The sequence below is a fragment of the Paenibacillus apiarius genome, assembly GCF_017052585.1.
Classification (GTDB): domain Bacteria; phylum Bacillota; class Bacilli; order Paenibacillales; family Paenibacillaceae; genus Paenibacillus_B; species Paenibacillus_B apiarius.
Genome location: NZ_JAFFHZ010000001.1, coordinates 4790531 through 4807205 on the forward strand (window position 1 = coordinate 4790531; position 16675 = coordinate 4807205).

General features: G+C 50.0%; 14 protein-coding genes and 1 pseudogene. 11 read left to right on the forward strand and 4 right to left on the reverse strand.

The genetic code is table 11. From position 1 onward, the window contains the following. Positions 1-64 precede the first annotated feature (64 nt). Both JSQ80_RS21420 and JSQ80_RS21425 read right to left on the reverse strand, forming a co-directional pair. Complete coding sequence (locus JSQ80_RS21420; protein ID WP_240463742.1) at positions 65-1474, reverse strand: sensor histidine kinase; 1410 nt, start codon at positions 1472-1474, stop codon at positions 65-67. Further along, positions 1471-2175: a response regulator transcription factor gene (locus JSQ80_RS21425; protein ID WP_087432969.1), complete on the reverse strand. Its 705-nt coding sequence runs from the start codon at positions 2173-2175 to the stop codon at positions 1471-1473. Before JSQ80_RS21425 ends, JSQ80_RS21420 begins: the two co-directional genes overlap by 4 nt. An 85-nt stretch (positions 2176-2260) precedes the next feature. Between JSQ80_RS21425 and JSQ80_RS21430 the strand changes: the two are divergent. The 10 genes and pseudogenes from JSQ80_RS21430 to JSQ80_RS21475 all read left to right on the forward strand — a co-directional run. Then, a pseudogene (locus JSQ80_RS21430) lies at positions 2261-2861 on the forward strand (multicopper oxidase domain-containing protein); the annotation flags it as partial. Between the two features lie 596 nt (positions 2862-3457). Next, on the forward strand, positions 3458-3799 hold the full coding sequence (locus tag JSQ80_RS21435; protein ID WP_206096613.1) for a DMT family transporter: 342 nt from the start codon (positions 3458-3460) through the stop codon (positions 3797-3799). Further along, the gene (locus tag JSQ80_RS21440) at positions 3799-4113 is read left to right on the forward strand and encodes a DMT family transporter (RefSeq protein WP_206096614.1); all 315 of its coding nucleotides are present in this window, start codon (positions 3799-3801) and stop codon (positions 4111-4113) included. Before JSQ80_RS21435 ends, JSQ80_RS21440 begins: the two co-directional genes overlap by 1 nt. Before the next feature lie 20 nt (positions 4114-4133). After that, positions 4134-4709, forward strand: a complete 576-nt coding sequence (locus JSQ80_RS21445; protein WP_206096615.1) for a TetR/AcrR family transcriptional regulator — start codon at positions 4134-4136, stop codon at positions 4707-4709. 183 nt (positions 4710-4892) lie between these two features. Beyond that, entirely contained in the window at positions 4893-5852 is a 960-nt protein-coding gene (locus JSQ80_RS21450; protein ID WP_206096616.1) for a serine hydrolase domain-containing protein, read from the forward strand. 353 nt (positions 5853-6205) lie between these two features. After that, on the forward strand, positions 6206-7258 hold the full coding sequence (locus tag JSQ80_RS21455; RefSeq protein WP_206096617.1) for a permease: 1053 nt from the start codon (positions 6206-6208) through the stop codon (positions 7256-7258). 88 nt (positions 7259-7346) lie between these two features. Further along, a complete protein-coding gene (locus JSQ80_RS21460) occupies positions 7347-8393 on the forward strand; it encodes a TIGR03943 family putative permease subunit (protein WP_206096618.1) in 1047 nt (348 codons plus the stop codon). Positions 8394-8612: 219 nt separating this feature from the next. Continuing rightward, entirely contained in the window at positions 8613-9584 is a 972-nt protein-coding gene (locus JSQ80_RS21465) for an LCP family protein (protein ID WP_206096619.1), read from the forward strand. 186 nt (positions 9585-9770) lie between these two features. Continuing rightward, entirely contained in the window at positions 9771-12266 is a 2496-nt protein-coding gene (locus JSQ80_RS21470) for a CoA-disulfide reductase (protein WP_206097676.1), read from the forward strand. Positions 12267-12633: 367 nt separating this feature from the next. Continuing rightward, positions 12634-12915, forward strand: coding sequence for a hypothetical protein (locus tag JSQ80_RS21475; protein WP_206096620.1), 282 nt, complete (start codon positions 12634-12636; stop codon positions 12913-12915). 111 nt (positions 12916-13026) lie between these two features. Here the strand turns inward: JSQ80_RS21475 and JSQ80_RS21480 are convergent, their stop codons facing one another. Continuing rightward, entirely contained in the window at positions 13027-13293 is a 267-nt protein-coding gene (locus tag JSQ80_RS21480; RefSeq protein ID WP_206096621.1) for a hypothetical protein, read from the reverse strand. A gap of 694 nt (positions 13294-13987) precedes the next feature. After that, positions 13988-14923: a hypothetical protein gene (locus tag JSQ80_RS21485; RefSeq protein WP_206096622.1), complete on the reverse strand. Its 936-nt coding sequence runs from the start codon at positions 14921-14923 to the stop codon at positions 13988-13990. Between the two features lie 322 nt (positions 14924-15245). Between JSQ80_RS21485 and JSQ80_RS21490 the strand changes: the two genes are divergently transcribed. Further along, positions 15246-16328 (forward strand): FAD:protein FMN transferase, encoded by a 1083-nt coding sequence (locus JSQ80_RS21490; protein WP_206096623.1) that lies wholly within the window; start codon positions 15246-15248, stop codon positions 16326-16328. Positions 16329-16675 lie beyond the last annotated feature (347 nt).

Sequence of the window (16675 nt, forward strand, 5' to 3'; positions counted from 1 at the left end):
TTTTCTTATATGTTCATATTCCCTGCTTTATTGTGAACTGGAATCTCCTGTTTATGCGTGGGAATTATTGGTGTTTTTTGGTGGGTTCATATTGCGCCAGCATGACCGAGAAAACCGTGCCCTGGCCGGGCTCGCTCCGCACATCGATGCGGCCGTGGTGAAGTTCGACCAGCTTGGAAACGATAGCGAGCCCAAGTCCGGTTCCGCCATAATCGCGCGAACGGGATTTCTCCACTCGATATAATCGCTCAAAGAGAAAAGGGAGTTCTGCTTCCGGGATGCCGATGCCCGTATCTTGGACGCGTACTGCAAACTGCTCTTTCAACGGGACAATGCTCACCTGAATGGAGCCTGCTTGCGTGTAGCGGATGGCATTGTCGAGCAGGTTGAGCCAGATTTGCTCCAGTCTCATTCCGTCCCCCCATACGATTGCCTCCCGCAGTTCGGCATGAAATTGCAATTCAAGCCCTTTTTGCGCGGCCGCGCGTTCGACTTTGGCCACGGCGCTTGCAACGAGCGGGATGAGATCGACCGCTTCCGGGATCAGCTCCATGCGCCCTTCTTCCATCTTGGATAAGTCGAACAGATCGTTGATTAACCGATTCAGCCGCACCGCTTCCGCCGAGATGATCTGCAAGTAGGCGTTCTTCTCTTCCTCCGATTCATACATTTCCTCCGAAATGACCTTCGCATAGCCCTCTAAATAAGTGATCGGCGTCTTCAGCTCATGCGAAATGTTGGCGAAAAATTCATTGCGCGATTCGCGCAGCCGCTGCAAATCACGGGCCAAATCGTTAATGGCATGGGCAAGGGAGCCGATTTCGTCTTGGGACGTAACCGGGACTCTCGTTCCCAATTGTCCGACCGCAATCTGCCGGGTCGCCTGAACCATATGCCGCAGCGGCTTGGACATGCGACGAGACAGGACGAGCGAGAAGCCCAGCGCAATCAGGACGCCGATAACGCCAGAGATGGCAATCATTTGCCGCACTTGGGCGACAAAGCTGCGCACACTGTCCAATGACGATGTAATAATGACGCCGCCCATAAATTGCCCGTTACTCATAAAGGCTCGCCCCGACACGATGCACGGTTCTTGATCAGGCGATTCAAATTCCTTATCGATAACCTGCCCTGCCTTGAGCCGATTCCATTCTTCCGTCGTCAGCAGCGTGTTCATGTTCCGGGAATGGCGATTCGAGCTGTCCGTGGCGTTGCCGTTCCGATCGAAGATATGGATGCCGACTTTTGAAAATTCCGCCATCGTAGAGACCGCATCCGAGGTCAAGCCGTGCTGCGCTTCGGCCATTTTAACAAAATGAGCAGACAGCTCCATCACTTCTAGATGGGCCTTCTGATAATAGAACGAAGTGAAGATCCGATCCGTTACGATACCGAGCGGAATGAGCACGACGAGGAACAGCGACATCATGGAAGCGCCAATCTTGATGTCGACGCGATTCCAGTTCATCATGATGTTCCTTTCTGATTGAACTTATAACCGACGCCCCATACCGTTTGAATCGGGTCGTAGCTTAATTGCGCTCTATGAACTTTATCCCGAATGTTTTTCACATGATTATCGACCGATCGGATATCGCCTTCATAATCATAATCCCACAGTTGTTCGACGATCCGATCGCGGGAATACACACGCTGCGCATTGGCAGCCAACAGCAGCAGCAGCTCGAATTCCTTCGGCGTGAAATCGACGGCTTGTCCATTGATGCGAATCTCCCGGCTGTCCGGATAGATATCCATCCCGGGAACATGAATGGCCGGGGCCGCTGACGCGCCGGCAAGGCTCGCCTGCGCCCTGCGCAGCAATGCGCCGACTCTCGCCACGAGCTCCTCCCCATCAAACGGCTTGACGACGTAGTCATCGGCCCCCATATTGAGCCCTTGCACTTTATCCTTCGTGTCCGTCCGTGCCGTAAGCATAAGGATCGGAATGGGCCAGCGTTCGCGAATCCGTTCACAGACACTCCATCCGTCCATGCCCGGCATCATGATATCCAAAATGACGAGATCCGCCGCTTCTTTTTCCATAATCTCCAACGCTTGTATGCCATTATCGGTTTCAATGACGTCATAACCATGCTTTTTCAAATAAATTCGAATCAAGTTACGCATATTTCGCTCGTCATCGACGACGAGAATCCGTGTGCCTTTCATAGCAACCTCCTTATCCGCTCCTCCTTATTGTAACGCAAAAGGTTGTATAAATTGTGTATTGCTCAACAGGTATGCCATCTACAACATCAACAGTCCGGCCGTCATTCAAAATCAACTGCTGTCCATTGCTCCAGGAGAGCGTTATGATGTGGAATTCGTGGCGGACAACCCCGGCAAATGGCTTATTGAAGAGCCACCCGACATTGGATTTGGCGAAATACGGAGAGATGGCAAATGCAAAGTTCACTTTGAAAGAAGCACATGATCAAGATGTCAAAATGGACTTGAATACCGAGGTGCGCGCAGGCAAAACCGTATACACCATTAACGGCAAAGTGTTCCCGGATACGGACAAGATCAAAGTCAAGAAAGGGGAGCGGGTGAAGGTGACATTCGTGAATCTGTCCAAGAGCGAAGATCATCCGATGCATTTGCATGGGCACTTCTTCCAAGTGCTGAGCAAGAATGGCAAGCCGATTGCAGGAGCACCCATTATGAAGGACACGTTAAACGTCGAGCCGGGAGACACGATCGTCGTCGCCTTCGAAGCCGACAACCCGGGCGAATGGATGTTCCATTGCCATGATTTGCATCATGCGGCAGATGGAATGGTCACGGACGTGCATTATTTGGATTATAAAAAAAGCTATGTGCCTGATCCGGCGGTGAACAATATCCCGGAATAGTTTCAAATCGTTATATGGCATGATGCCGCATTTGTTCAAGCTAAACATAAAATGTGCCTGAAAGCAGATCGGAGAGGAGGTCTGCTTTTTTGCTTGGAAAGGGCTCGATTGATGTAAACTTCAATGCCTCAGATTGCGGTAAAACTGGAGTGTAAAAAGTGCTCTTTGTTCACTCTCCCCGTAACTCAGCTAGAAGTAGAACGAGAGTGTTCGAAGTACTCTTCGTTCATTCTCCCCCCCGTAACTCAGATTGAGGCAAAGCAGGTGACTGGACTCTGTGAATTGAAATTTGATTGTTTTCTCGTTTTTCTGAATGAAGGGGTTAGTGGATCAAAGGTCTTTTTGGAACACTAAGAGCATTGCAAGCGACGAATAGCAAAGAGCCTTGGCAGAGATTTTTTTATTGGAAAAAGAGATGAAGACCCTTGACAGTAGGCACATAGTGTGAAAAAATTCAATTAACTAATGTTAGTTAGGTAAGTGTTGAAAGGGGAGGCACACAGGAATAATATCGCCTTTTTATGGCGCGCAATGTTAAAGGTGGATGTGTTCGGCAAGTTTAGATAGACAAGGCCTCGGAGAGGAATGAAGGAATCATGAATATTCATTGGATTAAAGTGTTTATTGCCGCCTTCTTTGAAGTGTTCTGGGTTATCGGTCTGAAGCACGCGTATGATGCATGGACTTGGATTGGGACGATCATTGCAATTGTCATAAGCTTCTACGTCATGATTATGGCGGGGCGGAATCTCCCTGTCGGAACGGTGTATGCGGTATTCGTCGGCTTGGGGACGGCAGGCACCGTTTTTGCGGATATCGCCTTCTTCGGCGAACCGTTCAACATGACCAAGGTGCTCCTTATTCTGCTGCTGCTGGCCGGCGTGATTGGTTTGAAGCTGGTCACGAAGGAGAAGACGGAGAAAGGGGCTGAATCCTGATGGCATGGATTAGTTTGCTGTTGGCTGGCGTGTTCGAGATGGTAGGGGTTTCCATGATAAATAAATTCCATAAGGAACATACATGGCAGTCGCTTGTCTATATGATGGCAGGCTTCGGCGCCAGCTTTTTCTTTCTCGCCTTCGCGATGGAGACGCTGCCGATGGGAACCGCATATGCGATTTGGACCGGAATCGGCGCTTCCGGGGGTGCCATTCTCGGCATGATTTTGTACGGGGAATCCCGGGAATGGAAACGCATTTTGTTCATTAGCATGGTGCTTGGCGCGGCAATAGGTTTGAAATTGGTATCATAATTGCTGGGAGGGGAGAGTTTATGACCGCGAATCGGATTGTCGAGGTTGCTTTGGGTCATTTTGCGGAGCATGGATATGAGGGCGCTTCATTGGCTCACATCGCAGAGCAGGTAGGCATTAAGACACCGTCCATTTATGCCCATTTCAAGGGCAAGGATGATTTGTTCCTAAGTGTCATCAAGCAAGCGATTCATGATGAGCTTAAGCTATTGCGGGAATTTTGCGGGCAGCATCAGGAAGACACGGTCCAGCTTCAGCTCTATAAGCTCATTGCGCAATATAAAGATAGGTATGATAACGACAATAGCGTGAAATTTTTGCTGCGGATGATGTTTTTCCCGCCCGTGTCTTTGCAAGCATTGGTGATGGAGCATATCAACGGTTATTTGGACAAGATGGAGCAGTTGCTCGGTACGGTGTTCGAACGCGGAATGCAACGGGGCGAAGTGACGCCGCTGGACGCGGGGACGGTTACGGCGTCATTCATGTGCCTGCTCGATGGCGTGCTCGTGGAGATGCTGTTGGGCGGACCGGTACGCTTCAAGAAACGTTTGGAGGCATCCTGGAACATATATTGGCTGAGCTTGACCCCATAGACGATTGAGGCATGGTGCAATGATTAGAAGATTACGAATTCAAGGCGCTACGCAAACGGTTACGTTCGGGGCGTTTTTCTATGTCGCATGATGATGCGTGGAAGGAATATCGCAGGCTGCAAGCGAAATGTCTAGCGTGCAAACAACTCGTTATCTATCATTTGGAAGTGAGGCGCCCTGAAAATGGAGATCCATGCTTATATCGATCAATTTCTAATCGAGCAAAGCTATAATGGCTCATTCTTATTTGCCTATGAAGGCACTATTCGCCTATGTAAAGGCTACGGTTGGGCTGATATGGAGCAGAAGCGGCTTAACGACGAGCATACCGTATTTAAAATTGCTTCGATCGGCAAACAGTTTACGGCAACAGCGATCATGCTCCTGCAGCAACGGGGCCAGCTTGGCGTTCAGGATAAGGTGGCGCAATACGTGCCGGAATTGCCGGGACTCAAGCATTTGACGATTCATCAGCTTCTGACGCATGCGGCTGGATTGGACGAGGATATTCTTGTAGATTGGAATGTTGATGAAGATATGGCCCCTCTACGTCTCCAAGAGATGGAGACGGTTGTTCCGGCCCATCAGGTCGGCAGCTTTCATTACAGCAATTTTGGTTACGCTTTGCTCGGACTCATCGTAGAAAGGGTGTCAGGCCGGACATATGAGGAGTTCATTCAACAGGAGCTCTTCCTCTCCCTTCATATGGAACGGACGGGAGGGCATCTCGCTTCCTATCTTGCGGAAGGGAACCGGGCAATCGGTTACGCGGAGGGGAAACCGGCCTGGAAACAGGATATTCCGAGCTATAACAGCGCCGGGAGCATTCTCTATTCCACGGTAAGGGATTTGTATCGGTGGGAAAGAGCATGCTATGCCGCGCAGTTGATTGGAAGCGATGCATTGCGCGAAATGTTCACGCCCCATGTCGCCATTGATGACGAGCGAGGCTACGGATATGGCTGGATGATATATTCCGGACGCCGGAATACGGTCTATCATAATGGCAGCTTGGCTGGATTCCGCTCTACGTTATATCGAAATACGGAGAAAGATGCGGTGTTGATTGCACTCAGCAATCTGGGCGATACCGGTCTGGAACCGATCGAGCGCTTGAAGCGGAGTATCGCAAGCTGGTTATGACTAGTAGGATGTTATTTATTTAAAAATGGTTATTGAGCGAGATGAACTGAACGTGTTCGATAGCGCTGGAGATTAAACCGGTCGTGGGGCATGCCCTATGGCTGGCTTTTTCTTTTTCACGGACCCGGTGGCTAGAAGGTATGCAGGCTGTAATTGGTCCAATGGATGAGACAGGTGGAACGTCCGAGCTTATAGCTATAAAGCGACATGACTATTGAACATTGGCCGGATGCGATGGCAGCGATTGACGCCATTAGAAATAATGTGATATTCTCTCTATGGAATTAATCGTAATTATTACGGATATATAAACAAATCTATGTACTACTCTGTATCGGAAAGGGAGAACGCGCATGAATGGACTGCTGCGAATAGGCACCTATGCGACGGCTTTTATTTGCATGGCCATTTTGTATTTGATTTTTACGAACCAATCCATAACCGAGCTGCAATTCTCCATCGATCAGACCGCCTTGACGAACGCAACGACGGTCGGTATCAGCCTGATGCTGGAAGCACTGCCGTTCCTCATGCTCGGGGTCGCCGTGTCCGCCGTGCTGCACGAGTTCGTGCCCGAAGGAGCCATGCGGCGATTCATCCCGCGGCATCCGCTGTTAGGCGTCATCGCGGCATCGCTTATCGGCGTGCTGCTTCCACTGTGTGAATGCGGGATGGTACCAGTCGTCCGCCGTCTCATACAGAAGGGCATGCCCGTATATATCGGCATTACGTACATATTGGCATCTCCGATTATTAATCCAATTGTTTTTGCCTCTACGTCGATGGCGTTTCGCAGCCAGCCGGAAATGGCGATGTATCGGATGGTGCTGGCTTTTGCCGTAACGACCCTGATTGGGCTCGTGCTGTACAAGACGGTGAAGCGCAATCCGCTGCGGAATAGCGGAGCGGCCGGGCATGAACATGTGAACCACCATCAAGCCCCGCATGATCAAAAGTCGCGCCATCAAGCGATTGCGCTGAAGGACAAGCTGTCTTGGCTGCGGAGAATGCAGTCGAGTGTATATCATATGGGTGATGAGTTCATGGATATGGGGAAATATTTGCTCATGGGCGCTTTCATTACCGCGGTGATTCAAACATGGGCGGGCAGAGAATGGTTCGCCGATGTCGGCCCTACGGGGCTGGGCGCGCACCTCTTTATGATGGCTTTTGCATATATCATTTCCTTATGTTCCACCTCAGATGCCTTCATAGCCGCTTCGTTCGGCACAATGTTCGCCAAAGGACCGCTGCTGACCTTCCTCGTATTCGGTCCGATGCTCGATCTGAAGACGTCCTTCATGCTGGCTGGCGTGTTCCGCAAGTCGTTCATCGTCAGACTTAGTCTGCTGATTGCGGTTGCCGTATTAGGTTGTTCCCTGCTGCTGCAAACGTTTGTATGGTAGCGATTGTGCAATAGAGAAAGAACACGCAGCGTTAATGAGTCACATTATGCGCCGATTTCACCATTCACCACTCGAAAGGAGCATGACCATGACCTTGTCATCTCGTCCGTGGAAACAGGGATCTATATACCTTTTGCAATCGCTAGTCATGTTCGCATGGTCGTTATTCGTATTCATTCTGTTATGGCAAAATAAGCTGCAGCTCTATATCGCCCCGCGTATGGAAATATGGGTTAAGCTTGGGGCGGCTGCGCTGTACGGCTTGGCGGCGTTCCAGCTGTATCGCGGAATGCGGGCGCTGTCTGAGCCGTCTGCGGCGCAGCAGCACGATTGCGGCTGCTACAGTCATCACGAAGCGTCCTATTCGCTGCAGAAGCCGCTATTGCTGTGCGCGCTGTTTCTGTTGCCGCTCGCAGTGGCTAACGCGCTCCCCGCGACGTCCCTCGGAAGCGCGATGGCTGAGAAGAAAGGCGTGCAGTACGCCGCTTCCTCCGAACGTTCCTCTCCAGCCGCCCCGTCGCCTTTAGCCGCGGGAACGAAGGATGGGACTGATGCAGCTGATGCAGCGCCGGACTCTGACGATGACAGCTTCTTCTTAGGAGCCGACGGAAAGCCCATTCCGATCGAAACCGTCATCGTCCAGCGAGATAAGGGACGGCCCGACAAGTCGGGAACGATCGATGGAAAGTTCAAGTACGACTCCTATTCGAAAGTATACGCGGAGCACGCCTCGTCGCTTGATAAGCAAGCCGTTATCGACATTCCCGAGGCGCTGTTCATCGAGACGATAACGACGCTCGATCTGTACAAGCAGCAGTTTTCAGGGAAAAAGGTAAACATTCGCGGCTTCGTTCACCGGGGGGAAGGAATGAACCGCAACCAATTCGCGGTGGTGCGCTTCTCCGTGGAGTGCTGCGCGGCGGATGCTTTTCCGTACGGTGTCGTGGTGGAAACTCCGCAGGCGAGCCGCTATGCGAATGATACATGGATCGAAGTGAACGGCACCTTATCGACGACGACCTTCGACGACGCGGAAATTATGAAGATTGAAGCGGAAAAAATCGGTAGCATTGCGCCAGCGAAGGAGCCTTACGTCTATATGGACCCGGATTTCTATTTCGGTAAAAGAAAATGAGCCAGTCCAAGTCATGTTGGCAGCATGCAAATTACGATGACGGAATCGCTAGCCGAATACGCAGCTTCGCACGAAGATAATGGAAGAAAGTTGTGGAAGAGTCGAAAAACAACGATAAAATGATCTATAAAATACCATAGTTTACATTTAGGATGTGGAAAATCGTTCCTTCATCTAGTAAAGTGAAATGAGATTTTAAAAATGAAGGAAGGAGCGGCTATGAGAAAATATAAAATATGGGGAATCATACTGCTGGCATTGGCCATCCTTGCAACTGGAGGTTTTCTCTTTCGCAAGCAGCTGGCGGTTCTTGCATTTGATATGTTCCTGTCCGATCGGGTTGAGAAGACGCTGGAACAAACGTACAAACCCATTATCGGAAAAAAAGAAGTCATCCGCGAAGAGAATACTCCGTTCTCCATGCTGCTGCTGGGCATCGACCAACGTGACAAAGAGGCGGGCCGTTCGGATTCATTGATTTATTCCATTATGCGGCCCAAAGAGAATCGGATTCTGCTCTTGTCTATCCCGAGAGATGCCTATGCAGAGATCGTCGGAAGGGACATGCAGGATAAAATCGCACATGCATATGCATTCGGAGAGGCGAAAATGAGCGTGGAGACCGTGGAGAAGCTGCTTCAGCATCCGGTGAATCATTACGCGGCCATCAACTTCACGGGGTTCAAGGACGTAGTGGATGCGCTGGACGGCGTCAAATTGCCGATTACAAAAGACATCGTCAATAAACATTGGAGCCACGATAAATTCAGAATCGAAGCGAACAAGCCGATATACAACGGGCTGGAGGCCCTGAACTATGTACGGTACCGCGAGGATTCGGATATGAACCGCACGATGCGGAATCGCATCTTCTTGCAGGCTATCATGGAGAGGGCTGTCGAGCTGGACAAAGTCGGCCGCATTCCCGAGCTGATGGAAATTGCGGGCGATAACTTCACTACCGATATGCTCCCCAAGGATATGATTGACTTGGCGAAGGCGATGTTTGCGAAAGACAGCCTCCCTGCATTCAGCACCTATATGCTGGACGGAGAAGGGGCGATGATGAATGGAATATGGTACTACATGCTTGATGAAGAAGATCTTCAGTATGCGCGGCAGCTGATCGAGAACTGGCTCGATCCGGCGGTGGACTCCGTGAGCTTGATGGAGCCAAGGGAAAAAGCATAACGATATATAAGGCTGCACTTATTCATATATAGGCCGCCTTACGGCATACATACGGAACAGCACCGCTTTCTCAGGAAGGCGGTGTTTTTTTGACGATTACGGAATGTTTATGTTCAGCGATTTGACGGATCATCTACGATGTTATATTATACCCCTATGGGTATAATAATGGAGAGGATGATCATGATGTCGAACCACAAAAAAATTGTCATTGTCGGCGGTGTCGCCGGAGGCGCGACCGCTGCGGCAAGATTGCGGCGCTTGGACGAAAGGTCCCATATCGTGCTGTTCGAGCGGGGAGAGCATATTTCATTCGCGAACTGCGGACTGCCTTACCATATCGGCAACGTCATTCCGAAGCGGGAAGCGCTGCTCGTGCAGACGGCGGAAGGAATGTCGAAGAAGTTCAATCTTGATATCCGGCCATTGAACGAGGTTACGGGCATCGATTGGGAGCGCAAGGTCGTCGCTGTGCGCAACGTGAAGACAGGGGAGAATTACGAGGAATCGTATGACGAGCTGATTCTATCTCCGGGGGCGAAGCCGATTGTGCCGCCAATTGAAGGCTTCAACGAGGCGAAACACGTATTTACGCTGCGCAATATCCCGGATACCGATCGCATCAAGCAATTCGTGGATGAAGCAGGACCGAAGCAAGCGCTTATCGTTGGCGGCGGCTTTATCGGCTTGGAGATGGCCGAGAATTTGCACCTGCGCGGCATTCAAGTAACCATCGTGGAGATGGCCAATCAAGTAATGGCGCCGCTGGACCCGGAAATGGCCGCGATGGTGCACAGCCATCTGCGGGATAAAGGAGTTCGGCTCATCCTGAACGACGGGCTGTCGTCTTTCATGGAGGAAGGACGCAAGGTGAAGCTGGGGAGCGGCAGAATCTTGGAGACAGACATGACGATCCTGTCGATTGGCGTGCGTCCCGAACACGAGTTGGCGAAAGCAGCGGGACTGGCGCTGGGCAGCCGCGGCGGCATCGTGGTCAATGAGCAGCTGCGTACGGAAGATCCGCATATTTGGGCCATTGGCGATGCCATTGAAGTGAAGGATTATATTCAACAGACGCCGGCGATGATCCCGCTCGCATGGCCGGCCAATCGGCAGGGAAGACTTGTGGCGGATCATATCTATGGCAAGGGGCGCCCGTATCGGGGGACATTGGGCACGTCTGTCGCGAAAGTGTTCGACTTGACCGTGGCAGTCACGGGCAACAACGAGAAGACGCTGAAGCGGCTTGGAACTGCATACGAAGCGGTGCACATTCATCCGGCTTCCCATGCCAGCTACTATCCGGGCGGATTTCCGGTATCGTTGAAAATGACGTTCGACAAGGAGACCGGGGAGATCTACGGTGTGCAGGGCGTTGGCATGAACGGCGTGGAGAAGCGGATTGACGTGATCGCGACCGCCATTAAAGGCAAGCTGACGGTGCATGATCTGCCGGATCTGGAGCTTGCTTACGCGCCGCCGTATTCTTCGGCAAAGGATCCGGTGAACATGCTCGGCTATGTCGCTTCCAATGTGGCGGACGGCGTGCTGGACGTCGTTCATTACGACCGTATCGACGAGCTGATTCGGAACGGCGCAACGCTGGTTGATGTCCGGGAGCCGGTGGAACGCGAGTCCGGCTTCATTGCGGGCTCGATCAATATTCCGCTTGGTGAACTGCGCTCGCGCCTGCACGAGCTGCCTGCCGGCGAGCCGATCTATGTCAGCTGCCAAGTCGGGCTGCGCGGTTACTTGGCTGCCCGGATGTTGGAGCAGCACGGCTTCAAAGCGATTAATGTAAGCGGCGGATATAAGACGTATTCAGCGTACTTCGGGAAGCGGGCGCCGGAAGAGGCGCAGGGACGGCACGAGTCCGGATCATCCGCGCCGCAGGGCGAGCCCGATACGGAGCCGACGCAGTCTGCATTCAGCGACGATCTGCAGGCCCGCTATCACTTGGATGTGTGCGGGCTGCAGTGCCCCGGCCCGATTAGCCAAGTGTACCAGCTGATGCAGAAGGCGGAGGACGGAGACGTAATCGAGGTGTCCGTTACCGATCCGGCGTTTCCGCAGGACATTGCGGCTTGGTGCGGCAAAACGGGGAACGCGCTGCTAAAGCAGGTAGCGGAGAAGGACAAAATCCGCGTCTGGCTGCGAAAGGGCGCAGCTGCCGCGAGTCCGGCCGCGGCCTCCGGCAATGAACCGAAGGGCGAGAAGGGCGCGACGCTCGTCGTGTTCAATCAAGATTTGGATAAAGCGATCGCTTCCTTCATCATTGCGACCGGGGCTGCAGCGATGGGAAAAAAGGTGACGATGTTTTTCACCTTCTGGGGGCTGAATGTGCTGCGCAAGGCGAATGCGCCGCGCTTGGACAAAGACTTCATGGAGCGGATGTTCGGGAAAATGATGCCGCAAGGACCGGACGCGCTGCCGATCTCCAATATGAACATGGCAGGCATGGGAGCGCAGATGATTAAGCGCGTCATGAAAAAGAAGAATGTGGATAGCCTTGAGACACTGATGCGCAATGCAATGGAGCTCGGCGTGGAGCTGGTGGCTTGCTCTATGTCGATGGATGTGATGGGCATTCAGGCGGAAGAACTGATTGACGGCGTTACGATCGGCGGTGTCGCCACCTATTTGGGCAAGGCGGAAGATGCCAACCTGAACCTGTTCGTGTAGAATATTCGCGGCAAGCAAACGATACAGCAATAGCCTATTTCTGAGATTCACGAAGCCTGCATCGGAGGATGCGGGCTTTTTTTATAGCAAGAAACGGTACATAATACGCACATTATTGTCATCCTTTAGTTCAGATTCGGGACATGCAGTGCGGTGAAGGAGCATGCGAAAGATAGAGGAACCATCATGGCGATCGGGTGTCTGACGCTGGTGGAGAAAGAGAGGCTGGCAAAGTAAGAATGGTCCTGCGCGGGGACGAAGCAGCGATCGGGAAATCCGGGGTTCCTCCGTTTATTGTTGGAACTTAGTCAAGTACCCAGGAATATACAGATAATGTAATGAAATAAATATGAAAAGAGGTATTTAAATGATTTATAATCAATACCACCATTGTAATTCTCCAACAAGAGCACCTTTTTCCAACTTAATCGGTCAATTTTACACAATTGCCAATCCTATCCCCTTAATGAATGGTTATGTAATTCCTCAGAGCACACGGGTGTTTATCCACACTGTAACATATCTGCCTTCAGGTGAAGAGTCAGTTACAATCGTGTTTCCGATGCAATCGGGAGGCACTTGCGTCTCAGGTGCAACAAAAGTTAATGCAAGCCAACTTCTAGGCAGTCCCGTACAAACCATTCAATAATTGAAATCCAACCGAGATACCAGCTACTGCAAGACCACTGGGGGCGGGTTTAAGTTATTTTTCGCAATAAATAAATACAAACTGCTTAAAGAACTGGTGATGGCCAGTTCTTTATTTGTTTAATCCAAGTCTGCTTCGGCCAACTGTGAATAACGCACGATCGGCAAGGGCGATGGCATCTAACGCAACATCTTCGTCGATCTGACGATGAACGTTATCAATGGCCTCCAAGATCTCAACGGTCGCTGTGACTAAGGTGCTCCTTACCCCTTGTAACTGCTCAAGGATTTCGTTGAGCTTATCATTGATGTGGCCGTGGGCCATTATGGTCGTAATAGCATTAATGGTCCCAGCAGCGGCGGAGCAGCGCCAGCCCAACTAAATAAACCACCATTATAACCATATAAAATTGGAAATAAAGGGAGGAGCCGTGATAACAGCCCAGAGCAAATTCTAGGCAGGCGCATAGGTATATCTTAATTGCTTTAATTATTCTTTCGGGAGTGTGAAATTTCAGAATGAGCATGATAACACCGATGATGAGCGAAAATGCAAGCGTAAGTTCAGCATGTGGTCACGATCTTGGCATGTGTAATCATATCGGCTGGCCTCCTCAAGCTCAACCAAGCCCGCCGTTTATTCCTAACCCGCCTACTCCTCAAGATTTAATTCCGTGCGTTAATGGGTGGGCATATTTTTGGACGAATACTCATTTGGGTAATTTCTGGATGTTCATTCGAAAAGTTGTTATTGGAACCTCTAATGAAGTAGTCGGCTGTGTTTTGTTACAAGATCAGTCTGGACAGCCGAGATACTACATCATTGAAATAAATCTTGAATATATAACCTCTCACTTATGTAATCTACAAGACATATATGCAGCCACAGACTACAAATACGTATAACTAATTTAAGAAATTACAATTGTTCGAGACCGGACCAAGATTTATTGCCTTGGTGAAGTTGGCTTAATTCAGCGATCCCTGAATGGAACTGGAGCTGATATCAAGAGAGTATCCGCAGTCGCAGAAGAGTACGGTAGAGGACCCCCCTCTTAATTCCCCCTAATTCTTTATTTGACAAAGGCCGTTGTGTTGTCCTGATAGAAAAAACCACAAAAATGCGTATAATTCTCTCGGCAAATGTTAGTTGGATCTAAATCAGGTTCCAGAAAGAAAGCTTTCTTAACAATGGGACGCCCACACTCATCTGTGTATCTAGCTGGTGTGCCTCCTCGTTTGTGGCCCCACATATAACCGGGCCCGCCCGTGACAAGCCGGTAAAAGTGAAAATCGTTCGCTGGCCAAACCACGCATGCAATAGTCAAAGTGTTTGGCTGGCACCCATCCTTCCAACCATCAGCGTGTAGACCCGCTATTACTTCACTACAGGTCATTTCCCTTGCTGGACGGCCTCCGTGTAGGCCAGGGCGTGCATAGCGGCGCTGCGCCAGATGATTGCTGGCGAAGCAATAGCAATTATTCTGACTGACATACTGGGTCATATTGAAAAGGTCTACATTCGCATCAAAGTAATTGTTATCGCATAAGATCCAGGGTATATTAATGGAACGACTGACTTCCCCATTTTCACTAGTAGTATCTGTGTCTGGTTCGACAACTTCACGAGACGATGGTACTAATTTGACACCTTTTGCAGCCACTTCACGCAGTTCGTCTCTTAATTTACTGCCTTTCTTTTCTGATGTTTGCAAAAGCCACTCAGCAGCAGGGGCTCGTCTCGCCGGCTTGCTCCCGACTCGGAACTCCCTAGGAAATGGACTTTCCAATGCCCGATTGGTCCTGTTCCAAATGCCCTCATCCGTCTTAATTTCCCGGATAATCAATCCGCCATAACCAAGGCCTATCACCTCGTCAGGAGTATGCACGGGTGAAATTTGTGCCGGATCGGAAGTTAACATATCAAGCAGTTCCTTCTCTTCTGCTTCAGACAAAAGCCATTTAGGATTGGGCATCCCGGAAAAGATATCCAACTCTACTTCTAGCATGATCAATGTCCTCCAATGTCTTATCAATTTCTCCTGGCAGGCGCCACCGCCTTATTTCCCCAAGAGGCGGGGGGATGCTCTTTTTTTATATTGTCGCGGTTCTAGGTATTCTATACGCAGGCTAGGTAACAATCTTTGATAAGATGCGTATTAACGAAATAACCGTTACGATGAAAAATCTGGAATTTCGCTATGCCGGCAGTATAAGCGCAATATGTAAGTATGGAGCAAGGTGAAGATGATATTTATCACATACATCCATGTGCCACATCGACGATAATTTTGATGGTTTTCAAGATTTCGTGAGGAGGCTTTCATTGATATGACGAACAGTAAAAAGGTGAAAATAGCAGGGGCGGCATTTCTTCTGTTCGTAGTGACAGGCATTGGATATTTTCTATGGAGTAACGATTCCGTGTTCAGCAAGAAAGAGCCGCCGAATGCGCTTGTGACCAAAACCCTTTTTAAATTCGATACGATGATTAGTTTGAAGTTGTATGGTGATAAAGCGTCGGAAAAGCATCTTATGGAAATCGAGAAGATGCTGGATCAAATCGATCAACAGATTAATATGAACAATCATGCGAGTGAAATCCATCAGGTGAATGCGGCCGCAGGAAAACAAGCGGTAAAAGTCTCACAAGGTACGTTCGATCTGGTGAAAGTGTCCGTGGACTATGCCGTGGATACAAAAGGTGCCTTTGATCCGAGTATCGGTTCGCTAGTCAGTCTATGGAAGATTGGAAATGGCGGAGAGCACCCCCCGGCTGCAAGTCTTATTCAACAGGCAAAGTCGCTCGTAAACTATCGAGACATAGAGATGGATGCGAAAAATGTAACGATCAAGCTAGCCAAAGCAGGTATGTCTATCGATCTCGGAGGGATTGGCAAAGGGTACGCAGCAGACCTGGCGGCTAATTATCTGCGTCAAGAGAAGGTGGAGAGTGCGATTATCGATCTCGGCGGCAGCAGTATTATCGCGATTGGCAGCAAACCTACAGGGGAACCATGGCGCATTGGACTTCAAGACCCAGACCGGGAGCGGGGGGAACGATTAGCCGTCATTCAGCTTCAAGATGAGACGATTGATTCTTCAGGCGTGTATGAACGGTTCTTTATGGATAACGGGGTTCGATATCATCATATTCTAGATCCGGAGACAGGATCTCCTACACAGAATGGGATCAAGAGTGTAACGATTATCGGTGGAACCGCTACGGATGCCGATGTACTCTCTACGGCAGCCGTTATTATGGGACTGGAAGATGGGCTGGCTTATATTCAGCAAAAGCCTGACGTAGAAGCGATGTTCATTATGGAGGATAACAAGGTTTATGTGACATCGGGCTTGCAAGGGAAAATTAAGTTAACGAATACGAGATATACCGTCGTTGATACGAACTGACCCAGTTGTTGGGTGGATTTTGGGGGGGACGAGCGATAGGAGTTGTATTGAACTTGAAGGCGAAGTTCAATACAGCTTTTTTGGCATGCAAAAAAGATTGAAAACGTTTAAAAATCACTGCTCAATCAGGACGCTCATCCGATTTCGTCAGGAGAGTTAATTCCGTGGCAATCACCTCGAATTAGTTTACAGGAACTGATACGATTTTTGAATTATATGGAAGTATTGGTCGCAGACAAAAACAGGCTACATCATCCATTCCATACAGTTTCATTTCCTGTGAATCCGTGATCGGTTTTCCTCTTATTCTTGCAATCGTTCTATAAATGAATCGGTCTACCTTTTTC